Here is a 17214-nt window from a genome sequence, read left to right as displayed (position 1 = left end):
GACCCTATCCCTGTGCTTACCCCCACCGGTGAAAAAGCGATCACTTGGATAGCGGTGCGGCCATACCGATGCCGAGTGGAAGCACCGGGGTGGCGTGGCTAGCTTCAGACCAGCAAGTTTGCCCGAGGGAATTCGAGAATGCCGCAGGATGCCAGCCCGCCTTACGCCAATTCTTCCCATGAGGGCTTTCAGGCCGCCGGGGGCCTCGGACGCCCACCCGCCGGGGGTGCCGACGACGAGACGATCGCCGGCATCCGCTCCGTCCTGGCGGAGTGCGGCGGGCTGGCGGTCGATGCCGGAACGCTCGCCATCGACGACGATCTTTATGCCGCCGGCCTGACCTCGCACGGCTGCGTCGGCCTGATGCTGGGGCTGGAGGAGCAGTTCGACGTCGAGTTTCCGGAAAAGCTGCTGAACCGCCGCACCTTCGAGAGCATCGCCGCCATCCGCGACGCGGTGCGCGGCCTGGTCGACGGGGGCGAGGCGTGAACGCGGCCCTGGCCGGCTTGGCCGAGCTGACTCCAGCCTCGGTCCCAGCCCCAGCCCCAGCCAATATCGTGGCCCGCGCGCGCAGCATCGGCGCCGAGATCGCCGCGCGCCACGCCGCAGACGTCGACCGCGACGGCCGGTTCCCCAGCGAAGCCTTCGACGCCCTGCGCGAGCAGAAGCTGCTGGGCGTCATGATCCCGGCGGACCTCGGCGGCGGCGGTGCGCCGCTGTTCGATGTGGCCGCGGCCTGCCATGCGCTGGCCCGCGGCTGTGCCGCCACCGGCATGATCTATGCGATGCACCAGATCCAGATCGCCTGTCTGGTGAACCATGGAACCAACGGCTGGCACCGCGAGCTGATGGAGCGCATCGCCGCCGGCCAGCTGCTTCTGGGCTCTGCCACGACGGAGAAGGAAACCGGCGGCGACATCCGCAACAGCGTCTGCGCCGTGCAGGCAGACGGCGACCGCTTCACCCTGGCGAAGAACGCGTCGGTCATCTCCTACGGCGACCAGTCGGACGTGATCCTGGTCACCGCCCGGCGCAACCCCGACGCCCCGTCGTCGGATCAGGTGCTGGCGGTGGTGACCAAGGACGACTACCGGCTGGAGAAGACCAGCCTCTGGGACGCGATGGGGATGCGCGGCACCTGCTCCGACGGCTACCGGCTGGAAGCGGCGGGCGTCATCGACCAGATCCTGCCGCTGCCCTACGCCGACCTGTCGGCCCAGACCATGCTGCCGGTCACCCACATCCTGTGGAGCAGCACCTGGCTCGGCATCGCCGCCGACGCCGTCAGCCGTGCCCGCGCCTATGTCCGCTCGGAGGCCAAGCGCAAGCCCGGCACCACCCCGGCGTCCGCCGTGCGGCTGGCCGAGGCGACCGCCAAGCTCCAGCAGATGAAGGCCGTCATCCTGGCCGCCATCCGCCAGTACGAACTGGCCTGCGGCTCGCCCGAGCGACTGACCAGCCTGTCCTTCGCCACCGCCATGGGCACGCTGAAGGTCACCACCTCGGAGCTGGTGCGCGAGGTGGTGGAGGCGGCGATCCGCACCTGCGGTCTCGCCGGCTACCGCAACGACACCCCCTACAGCCTGGGCCGCCACCTGCGCGACGCCCATTCCGCCGCCCTCATGATCGGCAACGACCGCATCATGTCGCACATCTCCACTCAGCTTCTCGTCCAGCGCGACGGGTCGGGGGCCTTCGAATGAACATGGTCGACATCACGGCCGCCCAGGCCGCCTATCGCGACGAGCTGGTGGACGCGGGCCTGCTGATTCCCACCGGCGTGGACGGTCTCTATGGCCGCAGCGGCGTCTTCGAGGATGTGGTGGAGCGCTTCGACGCGCTGGTCACCCGCTGGGGCGGCCAGGACGGGGCGGAGGTCATGCGCTTCCCGCCGGCCCTGAACCGCCAGTATTTCGAGGAAAGCGAGTATCTGAAGAGCTTCCCCCATCTGGCCGGCACCATCCACAGCTTCGGCGGCGACGAGAAGGCGCACCGCAGCCTGCTGCGCCGGCTGGAGGAGGGCCAGGACTGGACCGAGGATCAGGTCGCGACCGACGTGGTGATGACGCCGGCCGCCTGCTACCCGGTCTATCCGACCATCGCCCGGCGCGGCCCGCTGCCCGGCGAGGGCAAGCTGATCGACGTCTTTTCCTACTGCTTCCGGCACGAGCCCTCCATCGACCCCGCCCGCATGCAGCTGTTCCGCATGCGCGAATACATCCGCATCGGTACCCCCGATCAGGTGGTGGAGTTCCGCGAGCTGTGGCTGGAGCGCGGGCGCGAGATGATGGGCTCGCTGGAGGTGCCGCTCGACGTCGATGTCGCCAACGACCCCTTCTTCGGCCGGGCCGGCACCATGCTGTCGAACAGCCAGCGCGAGCAGAAGCTGAAGTTCGAGCTGCTGATCCCGATCACCAGCCATGAGAAGCCGACGGCCTGCCTCAGCTTCAACTACCACCAGGACCATTTCGGCCATCTGTGGGACATCCACACCGCCGACGGCGACGTCGCCCACACCGCCTGCGTCGGCTTCGGCATGGAACGCGTGGCGCTGGCGCTGTTCCGCCACCACGGCTTCGACACGGCGCAGTGGCCGGCGTCGGTGCGCAAGGTCCTGTGGGGGTAACCGGCACCATGTGGACGCCGCGCCACCCCGACGGCTACGACCGCCATCCCCTGCACCAGGGGGAACGCATCTGGCCGGAGACCAACTGCTACGTCGATCTGTGGATCGAGGCTCTGCACGCCCGCGGACTGGAACCGCGGGCGATGCTGGGCTTCACCGTCAACCAGGACTTCGAAGGCGACCAGTTCACCTTCTTCAAGGTGCCGCTGGAGGATCTGGAGGCGCTGTACGGCCTGCGCGTGCAGGAGCTGGCGATCTACGACAGCGTCGAGGCCCATGTCGCCGAGCAGCTGCGGCGCAGTCCTGATGGCGGTCTGGTGCTGGTGGAGGTCGACGGCTTCCACCTGCCGGACACCCGCGGCACCTCCTACGGTACCACCCATGTGAAGACCACGGTCGGCATCGTCCGCATCGACGCAGGTGCCGGCACGATGGACTATTTCCACAATGCCGGCTTCTACCGGCTCGACGGCGCCGATTACCGGGGCGTCGCCGCGGCGGCGGCCGGGCCGCTCTTCCCCTATGTCGAGTTCGTGAAGCCCGGCGGGACGGCGCTGGAGGGCGGGGCGCTGGTCACCGCCTCGCTCGACCTGCTGCGCCGCCATCTCGCCCGCCGTCCGGCCGGCAACCCGGTGACGGCCTACCGCGCCGCCTTCCCGGAGCATCTCGACCGGCTGCTCGCCCGGCCGATGGAGTATTTCCACCTCTACGCCTTCAACCTGCTGCGCCAGCTCGGCGCCAATTTCGAACTGCTGGGCGCCCATCTCCGCTGGCTCGACGGCCCTGCGGACGCGGTGGAGGCCTGCCAGTCGATTGCCGAGGGCGCCAAGGCGATGCAGTTCCAGCTGGCCCGCACGGTGGCCCGGCGCAAGGCGCCCGACCTGACCGACAGCTTCGACCGGCTGGAGCGCGGCCACGACACCGTCATGGGCAGTCTGGCCCGCCGGTACGGGTGAGCGGCGATGGCCCTAATCCGAGCGGTCACGGGACAGCGGCGGACCCTTCTGGATCGGGGATGGACGCTGACCGTCTCGGCGCCCGGCGGACCGGACAGCGGGGAGGGCATCCCCGCCCCGGTTCCCGGCACCGCCGCCCAGGCGCTCCAGGCCGCCGGCCTGTGGTCGGCGGAGGACCCCGCGCCGCTGCACGACAAGGATGTCGTCTACTGCACCCGGCTGACCGGTCACGGTCCCCGCATCCTGCGCTTCCACGGCCTTGCCACCATCGCGGAGGTGCGGCTGGACGGCGAGCGCATCCTGACCTCCGACAGCATGTATCTGGCCCATGAGGTGCCGGTGACGCTGACCGGCGAGGCGGAGCTGTCCATCCGCTTCCACGCCCTGCACCCGGTGCTGGCGGCGAAGAAGGGCCGCGCCCGCTGGCGCCCCAAGCTCGCCGAGCCGGCCGGGCTGCGCTTCGTCCGCACCACCCTGCTGGGCCACATGCCGGGCTGGTGCCCGCCGATCCATGCCGTCGGCCCCTTCCGTCCGGTGGAGCTGGTGGAGGACGCTGGCCCGTGCCGCGTGCTCGCCGCCGACCTGCGCACCGCTTATGATGGGCGCGACGGCCATCTGTCGCTGCGCCTGACGGTGGAGGGGGCATCGGCTGCCACCGGCGGTTCGGTCGAGGTCGCCGGCCGCACGGCACCGCTCGTCTTCGACGGGGTGGACGGCTTCACCGCCGACCTGACCCTGCTGGGTGTCGAGCCCTGGTGGCCGCACACCCATGGCGAGCCGGTCCTGCACGGCGTCGCCGCCCGGATTGGATCGGTCGAAGTGGAGCTTGGCCGTGTCGGCTTCCGCTCGCTGGCGGTCGACCGTGGGGCGGACGGCACCGGCTTCGCACTGCTGGTGAACGGCGAGCGCGTGTTCTGCCGCGGCGGCTGCTGGGTGCCGGTCGATCTGGTCGGGCTGTCGTCCGACCGCGCGGTCTACGAACCGGAGCTGCGCCGGCTGCGCGAGGCCGGGGCCAACATGGTCCGCGTCGGCGGCACCATGCTGTATGAGGGCGACGCCTTCTTCGAGCTGTGCGACGAGCTGGGCCTTCTGGTCTGGCAGGACGCCATGTTCGCCAATTTCGATTATCCCGCCGACGCCGCCTTCCTGAACAACGTGCGGGCGGAGATCGCCCAGCTGCTCGACCGCACCCAAACCTCGCCGTCGCTGGCGGTGCTGTGCGGCGGCAGCGAGATGGAACAGCAGGCGGCCATGCTGGGCCTGCCCCGCGCCTCCTGGACGCAAGCCGCGCTGATGGCGGTGATCGCGGAGGAGACGACGGCCCGGCGGCCCGACCTGATCCAGGTGCCGAACTCGCCCAGCGGCGGGCCGCTGCCCTTCATCGCCAATGCCGGGGTGACCCATTATTACGGCGTCGGCGCCTACATGAAGCCGCTGGAGGATGCCCGGCGTGCCGGCGTGCGCTTCGCCAGCGAATGCCTCGCCTTCGCCAACCTTCCGGAGGAGGATTCGCTCGGCGTTCCGGCGCTCCACCATCCGCGCTGGAAGCAGCGGGTTCCGCGCGACCCCGGCGCCTCCTGGGACTTCGAGGATGTGCGGGAGCATTATCTGGAGACGCTCTACGCCGTCGATCCGCGCCGCCTGCGCTACGAGGACCCCGACCGCTACCGCCGCCTGTCGCGCGCGGTGACCGGCGAGGTGATGCAGACGGTGTTCGACGAGTGGCGGCGCGCCGGCTCCAGTTGTGCCGGCGGGCTGGTCTGGCAGTGGCGTGATCCCTGGCCCAGTGGCGGTTGGGGTGCCGGCTGGGGCGTGGTCGCCGCCGACGGCACACGCAAGCCTGCCTGGTACGCGCTGCGGCGCGCCTTCCGCCCGCTGCGGGTGATCCTGACCGACGAGGGCGTCAACGGGCTGGCTGTGCATCTGGTCAACGACACCGCCCGCCCGGTCGAGGCTCTGCTGCGGCTGACCGCATGGCGTGACGGGTCGGTCCCGGTGCTGAAGGCGGAGCGTCCGGTGACTATTCCGGCGAGGGGTGCGGTGGTGCTGGCCGCCGCCGGGATGTCCGACCGCTTTTTTGACACGACCTACGCCTACAGGTTTGGGCCTATCTCGCACGATGTGGTCACAGCGCAGGTGCTGCTGGCCGAAAGGGACGCGGAACCAATTGACGAGTCTCATTATTTTCCAAAGGGACGCTCGCTGCCGCGCGCCGATCTGGGGTTGACGGCGGCGGTAGAGCGCCAAGGGAGTGCAGGCGGGGACGAGTGGGCGTTGCGGCTGGCGACAGGACGGTTCGCCTGTTCGGTGCATGTCGAGGACGAGCGGTTCCAGGCGGATGACGGCTGGTTCCATCTCGCCCCCGGCGTCGAGCGGGTTGTCCGCCTGCGGCCGCGGGCCGGTTCGCGGACTGGGAATGGGTCTGGGGTTGGGGTTACGGACGGGACGGCATCGGCCGGACGGATGGTGCCAGACGGCGAGGTCCATGCGCTGAACGCGCTGGCGCCCGTCCGCTACAGGGGGAACGCATGAAGCCGACACCGGTGGTGTTCGAGGGTTGTTTCGGATGGCTGCACCCGGCCGAGGGGCTGCGCGGGGTGGTTCTCTGCGGTCCCTACGGGTACGAGGAGCTGTGCGCCCACCGGGCCTGGAAGAGCTTCGCCGAAAGTCTGGCGTCCGCCGGGCTGCCGACGCTGCGGTTCGACTATCCCGGCTCCGGCGATTCGGCCGGCGACGACGGCGAGCCCGACCGGGTGCGCGCGTGGCTGGACGGCGTCAAGGCGGCGGTCCGCCGCCTGCGCGAGGACACCGGCGTCACCGACGTGACCCTGGTCGGCTTCCGCATGGGCGCGCTGCTCGCCACCGCCGCCGCGCTGGAGATGGCGGAGGACGGGCAGGGCATCGACAGGCTGGTCCTGCTGTCGCCGATCACCTCGGGCCGCAAGGCGGTCCGCGAAATGCAGACGCTGTCCTCCATCGTGCTGCGTCCGGTCTGCAACCCGGAGCCGCCGGAGCGCTCGTCCTGGCTGAACGTCATCGGCATGCCGCTGACGCCGGAAACCGCGCTGACGCTGGGCGGCCTCAACCCCTGCGACGCGCCGGCCCCGCCGGCGCCGCGCATCCTGATCGCCGACCGGCCGGAGGGGAAGACCCCGGTGAAGCTGGCCGCGCGCTGGCGCACGCTGGGTGCGATGGCGGAGCCGATGGGCGTCAGCGGCATGATGGAGCTGACCCAGCAGCCGCAGCGCGCCCAGGCCGCCGCCGCGTTCGAGCCGGTGCTGCGCTGGATCGTCGCCGCCGCCCCGGTCGCCACCGGCGCCACCCCGCCGCCGGACCGGCCGGCCGGGCTGATGATGCCGACCGCGGTCGAACGCCCGATCTTCTTCGGCAGCGCGCCGGAGCTGTTCGGCATCTGCTGCACGCCGGTCCTGGCCGATCCGGCCGGCAACCGGCCGGCCATCCTGTTCCTGAACAGCGGCGCCACCCACCATGTCGGCTCCGGCCGCGCCACGGTGGTGCAGGCGCGGCGGCTGGCGGCGCGCGGCTACACCTCGCTGCGCATCGACGCCGCCGGCATCGGCGACAGCCCCGACCGTCCCGGCTTCCCCGACAACCTGCTCTACAACAAGGAGGTGATGGGCGACGTCCGCGCAGCCCTGAACTGGCTGGAGGAGCAGGGGCACGAGCGCATCGTCGTCATCGGCCTGTGCGCCGGCGGCACGCCCGCCCTGCATGCCGGCCTTGGCGACGACCGCGTCGTTGGCCAGATCGTGCTGAACCCCGGGCGGTTCGAGATGGGCGGCGGCATCGCCGTGTCGGAGCTGATGCGGACGGTCGCCTTCCGCTCCACCAAGGAATATCTGATCGAGGCGCTGAAGCCGGCCCGGCTGCGCGCCAGCTTCCGCAAGCCCGCCCGCCTGACCGGGCTGGCCAAGCGTCTGGCCGGACGCTTCCTCCGCAAGGTGCTTCTCCGCACCGGCCTGACCCGCCACGCGCTCCGCATGTTCCGCCGCCTGTCGGCGGAGGGCCGGCGGGTTCTGGTGGTCTACAGCAGCGGCGACATGACGCTGGCCGAGTTCTACCTGCATCTGGGCGAGGGCGGCCGGGCGCTCGACGGCCTGTCCGGCATCGAGGTGGCCTATCTCGACCGCTCCGACCACAGCCTGACGGTCTGGGAGGCGCGCGACCGGCTGGACCGCATGATCGACCGCCATCTGGCCAATCTGGACAGCGCGGCCCAGGCGGATCCTGCCGCCTCAGACCTGACCGGCTGGGGCCTGGATCTATCATCCGGAGGGCTGCCATCCGGCGAGCGGGTGGGGTAGGGCACCCCTCCGGGACGGGCACGGGAGGCGTATTGACAGGGCCCCCGGTTGCGGCGGAACGTCTGCGGGATCGCCATGTCCCGCGGAGACCGTTCCAATGCACCGGATCGAGCTTTCGGACGTTCCGGCCGACTGTGCGCTGTATCGGCAGCTCCCGGCGGCGGATTTTCACGATTCCTACCGCTTTCCCGTGCCCGATCCGGGGCTGTCGGCGCTCGAACTTCTCATCCAGGTGCTGGCCGCCAGCCCGCCCTGGATCGAGCGGATGATGTGGCTGCGCAACAAGGCGGTCCGTCTGCTCGGCTTGAAGGATCTGGGCGCGCTCGGCGCCGTCGATCCTGCCAAGCCGGCCGGGTCCTACCGGCCCGGCGACCGGATCGGCATCTTCACGCTGGTCGAAAGCCGGGAGGACGAGGTGGTGGTCTGCGACCGCGACCGGCATCTCGACGTCTGGCTGTCGGTGCGCAAGCTCCCACCCGACGGCGACCGCCAACTGGCGGCGGTCACCACGGTGGTCCGGACGAAGAACCGGCTCGGCAAGGCCTACATGCTGGTGGTCAAGCCGATGCACAGGATGATCGTCCCGGCCTCGCTGCGCAGCTATCTCGCCCGCAAGGCCGGGTGAAATGGCCCTCTCTCCCCCGGGGAGAGGGCTTGTAAGCGGTCGCCTTATCCTAACCTTGTTCTCTTCTTACCCCGGCAGCTCCGCCCCCAGCAGCTCTGCCAGCGACCGCGCCACCACCTGGGTGGCCTTGCGCAGATCCTCCAGCACCAGCTTCTCGTCGGCGCGGTGGCCGTTGGCCTCCAGCAGGTCGCGCGGGCCGGCGCCGTAGAGGATGGTCGGGATGCCGGCCTCCGAATAATGGCGGGCGTCGGTGTAGAGCGGGATGCCGGTCTGGCCGACCGGAACGCCCAGAACCTCCTGCGCATGGGCGGCGAACAGCGCGGCCAGCCGCGGCGCGTCGCCGACCGAGCGGAAGGGGCGGGCCAGCAGGATGCGGCGGATGGAGACGCGGATGCCCTCCCGGCCGGCGATGGCCTTCTCGATCAGCCCGCGCAGTTCTGCCTCGACCTCCGCCGGATTCTCTTCCGGGATCATGCGGCGGTCGAGGCGGAAGGTGACGCGGTCGGGCACCACGTTGGTGTTGATGCCGCCCTGGATCAGCCCGACCGTCAGCGACGGGTGGGTGATGCCGGCGACGGCGGAGCGGCGCGTCGCCAGCTCCGGCCGGTGGGCATAGAGCGCGGTCAGGATGCCGGTCGCCGCCTCCAGCGCGTCATGGCCGGTGTCGGGGCGGGCGGCGTGGGCGGACTTGCCGTCGACCTGCACCTCCAGATGCAGGCAACCATTGTGCCCGGTCACCACCGAATAGGCGAAGCTGGCCGACACCGCGTAATCCGGCTTGGAAATCCCCTGGTCGAGCAGCCATTTCGGCCCGATCTCGCCGCCGGCCTCCTCGTCGTAGGTCAGGTGCAGCTCGACCGTGCCCTTCAGCGGAGCCTTGGACTCCATCAGCGCCCGAAGCGCGAAGGCGTAGCTGGCGAAGTCCGACTTCGACACCGCGACGCCGCGGCCATACATCACGCCGTCGCGGATCTCGGCGCCGTAGGGATCGCTCGACCAGCCCTCTCCCGGCGGCACCACGTCGCCATGGGCGCTGAGCGCCACGGTAGGCCCGTCGCCGAAGCGGTGGCGGATGACCAGATTGGTGGCGCTGATCATGCCGTTGGCCCGCACCAGCTCGGCCGGCACCGGATGCCGCTCCACCGTGAAGCCCATCGCCTCCAGCAGCTCGGCGGCGCGGACGGCGTGGGGGGCGCAGTCGCCCGCCGGGTTGTCGGACGGCACCTTCACCAGTTCCGCCAGGAAACGGACCTCCTCGTCGAAGCGGGCATTCACCGCCTCATCCAGAGTGGCGGCGAGGGAGGGGGACAGGTCGGTCATGGCAGGCAGTCCGTCACGGGATGGAGGTTGCGGGCTGGAAATTCTCGACGAAGCGGGCGAGTACGCGGGCTCCCGCTTCGGCGTCGGCGGCGGTGATGCGTTCGGCCGGGTTGTGCGAGATGCCGCGTTCGCAGCGCACGAACAGCATGGCGATGTCGGTCAGCGCCGCCACCGCCATCGCGTCGTGGCCGGCGCCGCTCGGCAGCTCCGGCGCGTCCAGCCCCTCGGCCTCGGCGGCGGCGGCGAACTGAGCCATCAGCGCCGGGTGGCAGGCGACGGCCGGGCTTTCATGCAGCGTCTCGAAGCCGATGGCGACGCCGCGGGCGTCGGCGATGGCCTCCAGCCGGGCGCGGACCGCGCCGACCCGCTCCAGCCGCAGGGGATCGCGGTCGGCGCGCAGGTCGATGGTGAAACGGACCTTGCCGGCGATGACGTTGGTGGCGCCGGGCGACGCCTCGATCCGGCCGACGGTGCCGACCAGCCGCTCCTGTCCGGAGCACAGCTGCTCCACCGCCAGGATCATCTCGGCCGAGGCCGCCAGCGCGTCGCGGCGCAGGGTCATCGGCACGGTGCCGGCATGGCCGGCCATCCCCTCCACCGTCACTGCCAGCCGGGTGGCGCCGGCGATGGCGGTGACGATTCCGACCGGCCGGCCCAGCGCCTCCAGCACCGGCCCCTGTTCGATGTGCAGCTCGGCATAGGCCAGCACGTCGTCGGCCTTGTAGGCGGCAGTGGCCCAGGCGGCGGGGTCGAGGCCGAAGGCGGTCATGGCGTCGGCCAGCCGCGTGCCGGCGGCGTCGCGGCTCTCCAGCACCGCCGGGTCGAAGGTGCCGGCGATGGCACGGCTGCCGATCAGCGTCGATTGGAAGCGGGTGCCCTCCTCGTCGCCGAAGCCGATCACCTCGACGGCGAAGGGCAGGCGCCGGCCGTGGGCGTTCAGGTCGGCGGCCACGGCGATGCCGCTCAGCACCCCCAGCATGCCGTCATAGCGCCCGGCATCGCGCACGGTGTCGAGGTGCGAGCCGATCAGCAGGGCCGGCAGCCCCGGCCGGTCGCCCTCGTAGCGCCCGACGATGTTGCCGACCGCGTCCTCGCGCACGCTCATGCCCGCCTCGCGCATCCAGCCGGCAACGAGGTCGTTGGCGCGGCGGTGTTCCGGCGTCAGATAGAGGCGCGACAGCCGCCCCTCCTCCGCGCTGATCGCCGCGAGCGCGTCGATGCGGTCGAGAAGGGCCGGTCCTGACAGTTGAGATTCGGACAGCAGGGGATCGGGCATCGACGGTTCCGAAATGCGCTGAGGAAGCGGGACGATGAAATCAGGACGATGGAAGCGGTTATACGCCGAAGCCGCGTTGCCGCCCTAGCCCCCGGCCGGTGAAGACAGTTTCAAAGAATCCCGGAAAGGCGCAGTCCCAGCGCCGTCCGCTCGTGTCGCAGCGCAAAAAGACAGGCCGGAATTCGTTGGTGGTGCCGAATAATGCCTACCACCCTCTGGAAGCATCGGGCAGACTTCATAGATGAGGGTGAACAAAGCGCCCGATCAAGGGGCGTATCGAGACGCGTATTTGCTGCGAGTGCGAAAGAAACAGCTGAGGGGAGGTGCGTCCATGACGTCTTTCGATCCCGACATGCCTTTCGAGAACGCAACGCCGATTGGCCGGCCGGGTGCCGGCCTGTGGTTCAACAACCGGGCCGAGCTGGCCCAGGCCCGCACGCTGGCGGGGTGGATCACGCTGCTGGCGGAGGACCGCGAGCTGGACGACCGCCAGCTGGCCGTCGCCACCGGGCTCGACATCGAGGATGTGCGTGCCGTGCGCGAGGGGGCCGTGGCGATGCTGCCGCCCCGGCTGCTGAACCGGGCCCTGGCCCGGCTGGAGGGCCGGAACGACGAAGGGCGGCTGCAATAGCTGCAAACCGCCCTTCGCCAAACCTGAAGACCGTGGCGTCGCGTCAGGCGACGGACAGGACATCCACATACATGTTGGCAGGGGCCGACAGGTGGATGCGGTACAGCATGCCGGACTGGTCGACGATGATGTCGGCGACCGGGTTCTTGGTCGACAGGTCGGTGACCGCGGCGCGCACGTTGCGCGGCAGCTGGTCCAGTTCGACGTCGCGGTAACCGGTCTTGTCGGAAAGCTTGATGGTCTTGTTGCCCATGATGGCAGCTGCTCTGTTCCAGAAGGCTTGAGAGGGGATACTCGATTGGCCGCGGGACAATGGTCCCCGACGGTTAACCAACGGTTAAGCAGCCTCTCCGGTCCTTCGACCCCCGGCGCAGGGCAGCAGCGCATCCGGTGCAGGAGGGCAACTGCCCCCCGGCAAGCTCTTGATTCAACGCCGGTCGCGCCCGCCGCTGCTGGCCATTGCGTCCCCGTGCCGCAGGGTGTCGTCTCCCGGCAGCGGCTGCTTGCCCAGCACCATGGAGCTGTTGTCGAGCGCCGCCACCATCGCGTCCCGCGCCGGGGCGCCGGGTCCGGTCACGCTGCCCTCGCCCTGCGGGGCCGCCGGTTCCACCCGCTCGCCGATGCCGGCGGAGGTTGCCCCGCCCGGTGCGGTCCGGCTGGCGACGCGCAGGTCGTTCTGCACATGGCCGACGCCCGACACGCTCTCGGCGATGTCCTCCGCGCGGCGGCGGGCAGCGCGGTCGCCGACGGTGCCGGACAGCGTCACCTCGCCGCCCTCCACCCGCACGCCGATGTCGGAGGCGTCGATGTGGTGGTCGTCGGTCAGGCGCTCGTTGATGTCCTCCAGGATGCGCTCGTCGGAGCGGCGGTAATTGCGCGGGCCGACGCCGCGATAGTGGGCCTGCGGGCTCATCTTGACGAACTCTTCGCTCCAGGGATGGCGGTGCATGGCGGCCTCCGTCTCGTTGATGTCAGACTCCCTTGCCCTTCAACAAAAGTTGCACCCGTGGCGTTCCGGCACCTGAGCCCGGCGCGCCCGGAAGGTCAGCCTTGCGGGGTGAAAGGAGATGGGGGGCGAATCCGCCGCAACCTTGGCCGCGCCCGGCTGTTCGGTCCGAAAAGCTTTCGGTCGAGGTGCGTGCCATGAAACAGTCCGAACCGAGCGCCGCCCTCTGGGCGATGGTCGTCCTGCTGGCGGTTCTGGGGCTGGGGGCGCTGGGCGGCGGCCTCTGGCTGATCCTGCTGGGCGGCTCCTGGTACTATGCCGCCGCCGGCCTGCTGTTCCTCGCCACCGCCGCCCTGCTGGCGAAGCGGTCGCCCACGGCCTTGTCGGTCTATGCGCTGCTGGTGATCGGCACGCTGATCTGGGCCTTGTGGGAGGCCGGGCTGGACTGGTGGCCGCTGTCGGCGCGCGGCGACGTGATCGCGGTGGTCGGATTCCTGCTGCTGCTGCCCTGGGTCACCCGCCGCCTGGGCGAGCGCCAGCCGATGGCCGGCGAGCCGGCGCCCGGAGCCTATCCCGTCGGCGTCTTCCGCGGCGCCGGTCTGCCGCTGACCGCGTCGCTGGCCGTCGTGCTGCTGGTCGCCGTCGCCTCCTGGTTCACCGACCCGCACCGCATCGACGGCACCCTTCCGTCACGCCAGCAGACCGCGTCCGCCGCCGCCCCTGCCGGTGGTTTGGGCCAGATGAATTCGAATGGAATGGTCCCGGACGGCGAATGGCAGGCCTATGGCCGCACCGGCTTCGGCCAGCGCTATTCGCCACTGACCGGCATCACGCCGGACAATGCGGACAAGCTCCAGGTCGCCTGGAGCTATGAGACCGGCGACCGGCGCGGCCAGCCCGGCGACCCGAAGGAAACCACCTTCGAGGTGACGCCGCTGAAGATCGGCAACCGGCTGTTCCTGTGCTCGCCGCACCAGCATGTCATCGCGCTCGACGCCACCACCGGCAAGGAAGTCTGGCGCCGCGACCTGCAGATCGACCCGAAGCAGCTGGCCTTGCAGCACCTGACCTGCCGCGGCCTGTCCTACCGCCCGGCGCCGCAGGCCGCGACGGCCACGACCAGTGGCACCTGTGCCGCCCGGTTGTTCATGCCGACCGCCGACGGCCGTCTGGTGGCGCTGAACCCGGAGGACGGGTCGATCTGCACCGGCTTCGGCGAGAACGGGCAAGTCAACCTGTGGGCCAACATGCCCAACGTCCAACCCGGCGCCTATTATTCGACCTCGCCGCCGGTGGTCACCGCCAAGCTGATCGTCGTCGGCGGCACGGTGCTGGACAATGTCTCGACCAAGGAGCAGTCGGGCGTCGTCCGCGCCTTCGACGCCGACAGCGGCCAACTGGTGTGGAACTGGGATTCGGCCAAGCCGGACCAGACCGCGCCGATTGCCGGCGACCAGACCTACACCGTCAACTCGCCCAACAGCTGGTCCATCGCCAGCGTCGACGAGGCGCTGGGCATGGTCTATCTGCCGCTGGGCAACCAGCCGCCCGACCAGTTCGGCGGCAACCGCAGCCCGGAGGTGGAGCGCTTCTCTTCCTCCGTCGTGGCGCTCGATCTGGCGACCGGGCAGGTGCGCTGGGTCTTCCAGACCGTGCATCACGATCTGTGGGACTATGACGTGCCGGCGCAGCCCAGCCTGATCGATTTGACCGTCAACGGCCAGACCGTCCCGGCCCTGGTCCAGCCGACCAAGCAGGGCGAGCTGTTCGTGCTCGACCGCCGCACCGGCCAGCCGGTCCTGCCGGTGACCGAGACGCCGGCGCCGCAGGGGGCCGCCGAGGGCGACCGTGCCGCCCCGACCCAGCCGGTCTCGGCCCTGTCCTACGACCCGCCGCCGCTGAGCGGGGCCGACATGTGGGGGGCGACGATGTTCGATCAGCTCGCCTGCCGCATCGCGCTGAAGCGCCTGCGCTACGACGGCCGCTTCACCCCGCCGTCGCTCCAGGGCTCGCTGGTCTATCCCGGCAATTTCGGCGTCTTCAACTGGGGCAGCGTCGCCGTCGATCCCCAGCGGCAGGTCGCCTTCACCACCCCGACCTACCTTGCCTTCGTCTCGCAGCTGGTGCCGCGTCAGAACGACACCGACCTCTATGTCCAGGGCGGCGAGCGGCCCAAATTCAGCCTGCCGGCGCTGAACGAGAATTTCGGCGCGCCCTATGCGATCAAGCTCGGCCCCTTCGTCTCGGTGCTCGGCCTGCCCTGTCAGGCGCCGCCCTGGGGCTATGTCGCCGCCGCCGACCTGACGACCGGCAAGGTCGTGTGGAAGCACAAGAACGGCACCACCCGCGACGCCTCGCCGGTCCCGCTGCCCTTCCGCATGGGCGTGCCCAACCTGGGCGGCCCGATGATGACCGCGGGCGGCGTCGCCTTCCTGTCGGGCACCATTGACTATTATGTCCGGGCCTACGACGTCTCCACCGGCAGGCAGCTGTGGGAGAGCCGCCTGCCGGCGGGAGGTCAGGCGACGCCGATGACCTACCAGGGCGAGGACGGCCGGCAATATGTGCTGGTGGTGGCCGGCGGGCACGGCTCGCTGGGGACCAAGGGGGGCGATTCCGTGATTGCCTACGCGCTGCCGAAGTGACCGGTCCTCGACCACCGGGCCCGACCGCCGGTCCCTGCAACTCAACCGATCCCGGGAGGGCCTTCCTTGACCATCGTCGTCCATCATCTCAACAACAGCCGGTCGCAGCGGATCCTGTGGCTGCTGGAGGAGCTGGAGCTTCCCTATGAACTCCGCTTCTACCAGCGCGACAGGACGACCAATCTGGCGCCGCCGGAACTGAAGGCGGTGCATCCGCTTGGGAAATCCCCGCTGCTGGAGATCGATGGCCGGATCGTCATGGAGTCCGGCGCCATCGTCCAGCATCTGTGCGAGCGCGCCGGCCGTTTCCTGCCGCCGGCCGGCTCGGACGACGCGCTGCGCCATCTGCAACTGATGCATTTCGCCGAAGGCTCGGTGATGACCCCGGTGCTGCTCGACCTCTATGTCGGGCGGCTGGGCGAGGCGGGCGCGCCGCTGCATCCCCGCATCCAGGAGCAGCTGGCCAGCCATTTCGAGTATCTGGAGTCCGAGCTTCGCCCGTCCGGCCATTTCGTCGGCGACAGCCTGACCGGCGCCGACATCATGCTCAGCTTCCCGGTCGAGATTGCGATGATGAAGGGCAACCGCAGCCGCTGGCCGAAGCTCGCCGCCTTCGTCGACGCCATGCACGCCCGTCCGGCTTGGCAGCGCGCGCTCGCCAAGGGCGGCGCCTACTTCAAGTAAGCACCGATAAAAAAGGCCCGCCCCGGTCTCCCAGGGCGGGCCTTCATCACAAAACCTGCAATCCTCAGCGCGTCGGCACCGGCGGCGTCTGCGAGTAGTCGTAGAAGCCGCGGCCGTATTTCTTGCCGATCCAGCCGGCCTCGACATACTTCACCAGCAGCGGGCAGGGGCGGTACTTGCTGTCGGCAAGGCCCTCGTACAGCACCTGCATCACCGCCAGACAGGTGTCCAGCCCGATGAAGTCGGCCAGCTCCAGCGGGCCCATCGGGTGGTTGGCGCCCAGCTTCAGCGCGGTATCGATGGCATCGACGCCGCCGACGCCCTCATACAGCGTGTAGACGGCCTCGTTGATCATCGGCAGCAGGATGCGGTTGACGATGAAGGCCGGGAAATCCTCGGCCACCGCGGCGGTCTTGCCGATGGCGAGCGTCAGTTCCTTGATGGCGTTGAAGGTCGGCTCGTCGGTCGCGATGCCGCGGATCAGCTCGACCAGCTGCATCACCGGCACCGGGTTCATGAAGTGCATGCCCATGAACTTGGCCGGGCGGTCGGTCGCCGCCGCCAGACGGGTGATCGAGATCGACGAGGTGTTCGTCGCGATCAGCGCTTCCGGCTTCAGGTGCGGAACCAGCTTCTTCAGGAGGTCGCGCTTCAGCGCCTCGTTCTCGGTCGCGGCCTCGACCACCAGATCGCAGTCACCGAAGATCGACAGGTCGGTGCCGGTGACGATGCGGCCCAGAGCCGCCGTCTTGTCCGTCTCGCTCAGCTTACCCTTCTGGATCTGCCGGTCGAAGTTCCGGGAGATGCCGGCGAGCGACTTTTCCAGCGCCGCTTCGCTGATGTCGGACAGGACGACGGCGTAGCCGGCCTGGGCACAGACCTGGGTGATGCCGCTGCCCATCTGGCCGGCACCGATGATGCCAATCTTCTTGATCGTGGTCATGGAGGCTGTCCCGCGAAGGATGTGGGGTGGTTGGTCCGCCGCGGCGTCACCGGTTCCGTCCGGTGACCGCCGCGGCGGTCCGGATCAGCGCGCCTTATCCAAGCTTTTCCGTCAGCTCCGGCACGGCCTTGAAGAGGTCCGCGACGAGGCCGTAATCGGCGACCTGGAAGATGGGCGCTTCCTCATCCTTGTTGATCGCGACGATGACCTTGCTGTCCTTCATGCCGGCCAGATGCT

Annotated in this window: 15 protein-coding genes and 1 pseudogene; 10 read left to right on the top strand and 6 right to left on the bottom strand. The window is 69.9% G+C overall.

Going from position 1 to position 17214, the window contains the following annotated elements; genetic code table 11:
- Window positions 1-138 precede the first annotated feature (138 nt).
- The 7 genes from VH569_RS25995 (at window position 139) to VH569_RS25965 (ending at window position 8532) form a co-directional block, all read left to right on the top strand.
- A complete protein-coding gene (locus VH569_RS25995; protein ID WP_423319114.1) occupies window positions 139-489 on the top strand; it encodes an acyl carrier protein in 351 nt (116 codons plus the stop codon).
- On the top strand, window positions 486-1703 hold the full coding sequence (locus VH569_RS25990; protein ID WP_423319112.1) for an acyl-CoA dehydrogenase family protein: 1218 nt from the start codon (window positions 486-488) through the stop codon (window positions 1701-1703). The genes VH569_RS25995 and VH569_RS25990 overlap by 4 nt, the downstream gene beginning before the upstream one ends.
- Window positions 1700-2626 (top strand): amino acid--[acyl-carrier-protein] ligase, encoded by a 927-nt coding sequence (locus tag VH569_RS25985; RefSeq protein WP_423319111.1) that lies wholly within the window; start codon window positions 1700-1702, stop codon window positions 2624-2626. Before VH569_RS25990 ends, VH569_RS25985 begins: the two co-directional genes overlap by 4 nt.
- 8 nt (window positions 2627-2634) lie before the next feature.
- A complete protein-coding gene (locus VH569_RS25980; RefSeq protein ID WP_423319109.1) occupies window positions 2635-3582 on the top strand; it encodes a DUF1839 family protein in 948 nt (315 codons plus the stop codon).
- Between the two features lie 6 nt (window positions 3583-3588).
- Window positions 3589-6114 carry a glycosyl hydrolase 2 galactose-binding domain-containing protein gene (locus VH569_RS25975; protein ID WP_423319107.1) on the top strand — a complete coding sequence of 842 codons (2526 nt, stop codon included), beginning with the start codon at window positions 3589-3591 and terminating at the stop codon, window positions 6112-6114.
- Window positions 6111-7907, top strand: a complete 1797-nt coding sequence (locus VH569_RS25970; RefSeq protein WP_423319105.1) for an alpha/beta hydrolase — start codon at window positions 6111-6113, stop codon at window positions 7905-7907. The genes VH569_RS25975 and VH569_RS25970 overlap by 4 nt, the downstream gene beginning before the upstream one ends.
- Window positions 7908-8004: 97 nt before the next feature.
- Complete coding sequence (locus tag VH569_RS25965; RefSeq protein ID WP_423319103.1) at window positions 8005-8532, top strand: DUF2867 domain-containing protein; 528 nt, start codon at window positions 8005-8007, stop codon at window positions 8530-8532.
- A 66-nt stretch (window positions 8533-8598) separates the two neighbouring features.
- Here the strand turns inward: VH569_RS25965 and VH569_RS25960 are convergent, their stop codons facing one another.
- Together VH569_RS25960 and VH569_RS25955 are read right to left on the bottom strand one after the other, a co-directional pair.
- Window positions 8599-9852 (bottom strand): M20/M25/M40 family metallo-hydrolase, encoded by a 1254-nt coding sequence (locus VH569_RS25960; protein ID WP_423319102.1) that lies wholly within the window; start codon window positions 9850-9852, stop codon window positions 8599-8601.
- 13 nt (window positions 9853-9865) lie between these two features.
- Window positions 9866-11128 carry an allantoate amidohydrolase gene (locus VH569_RS25955; RefSeq protein WP_423319100.1) on the bottom strand — a complete coding sequence of 421 codons (1263 nt, stop codon included), beginning with the start codon at window positions 11126-11128 and terminating at the stop codon, window positions 9866-9868.
- A gap of 331 nt (window positions 11129-11459) precedes the next feature.
- Between VH569_RS25955 and VH569_RS25950 the strand changes: the two genes are divergently transcribed.
- Window positions 11460-11759, top strand: a complete 300-nt coding sequence (locus tag VH569_RS25950; RefSeq protein ID WP_109050651.1) for a hypothetical protein — start codon at window positions 11460-11462, stop codon at window positions 11757-11759.
- A gap of 43 nt (window positions 11760-11802) precedes the next feature.
- On the opposite strand, the gene VH569_RS25945 is transcribed toward VH569_RS25950, so the two are convergent.
- Together VH569_RS25945 and VH569_RS25940 are read right to left on the bottom strand one after the other, a co-directional pair.
- A complete protein-coding gene (locus VH569_RS25945; RefSeq protein WP_295830216.1) occupies window positions 11803-12012 on the bottom strand; it encodes a hypothetical protein in 210 nt (69 codons plus the stop codon).
- A gap of 174 nt (window positions 12013-12186) precedes the next feature.
- Window positions 12187-12708, bottom strand: a complete 522-nt coding sequence (locus VH569_RS25940; protein WP_423319098.1) for a BON domain-containing protein — start codon at window positions 12706-12708, stop codon at window positions 12187-12189.
- A gap of 194 nt (window positions 12709-12902) precedes the next feature.
- On the opposite strand from VH569_RS25940, the gene VH569_RS25935 reads away from it, so the two are divergent.
- Together VH569_RS25935 and VH569_RS25930 are read left to right on the top strand one after the other, a co-directional pair.
- Window positions 12903-15350: a membrane-bound PQQ-dependent dehydrogenase, glucose/quinate/shikimate family gene (locus VH569_RS25935; RefSeq protein WP_423319096.1), complete on the top strand. Its 2448-nt coding sequence runs from the start codon at window positions 12903-12905 to the stop codon at window positions 15348-15350.
- Window positions 15351-15416: 66 nt separating this feature from the next.
- The gene (locus tag VH569_RS25930; RefSeq protein ID WP_423319094.1) at window positions 15417-16034 is read left to right on the top strand and encodes a glutathione S-transferase; all 618 of its coding nucleotides are present in this window, start codon (window positions 15417-15419) and stop codon (window positions 16032-16034) included.
- 64 nt (window positions 16035-16098) lie between these two features.
- On the opposite strand, the gene VH569_RS25925 is transcribed toward VH569_RS25930, so the two are convergent.
- Both VH569_RS25925 and VH569_RS25920 read right to left on the bottom strand, forming a co-directional pair.
- Window positions 16099-16977 carry a 3-hydroxybutyryl-CoA dehydrogenase gene (locus VH569_RS25925; protein WP_423319092.1) on the bottom strand — a complete coding sequence of 293 codons (879 nt, stop codon included), beginning with the start codon at window positions 16975-16977 and terminating at the stop codon, window positions 16099-16101.
- Window positions 16978-17071: 94 nt separating this feature from the next.
- A pseudogene (locus VH569_RS25920) lies at window positions 17072-17214 on the bottom strand (electron transfer flavoprotein subunit alpha/FixB family protein); the annotation flags it as partial.

The organism is Azospirillum sp. 11R-A (genome assembly GCF_049472615.1).
Classification (GTDB): domain Bacteria; phylum Pseudomonadota; class Alphaproteobacteria; order Azospirillales; family Azospirillaceae; genus Azospirillum; species Azospirillum palustre.
The sequence above is the reverse complement of the archived record's forward strand: the minus strand, read 5'-3'. Positions and strand labels throughout refer to the sequence as shown.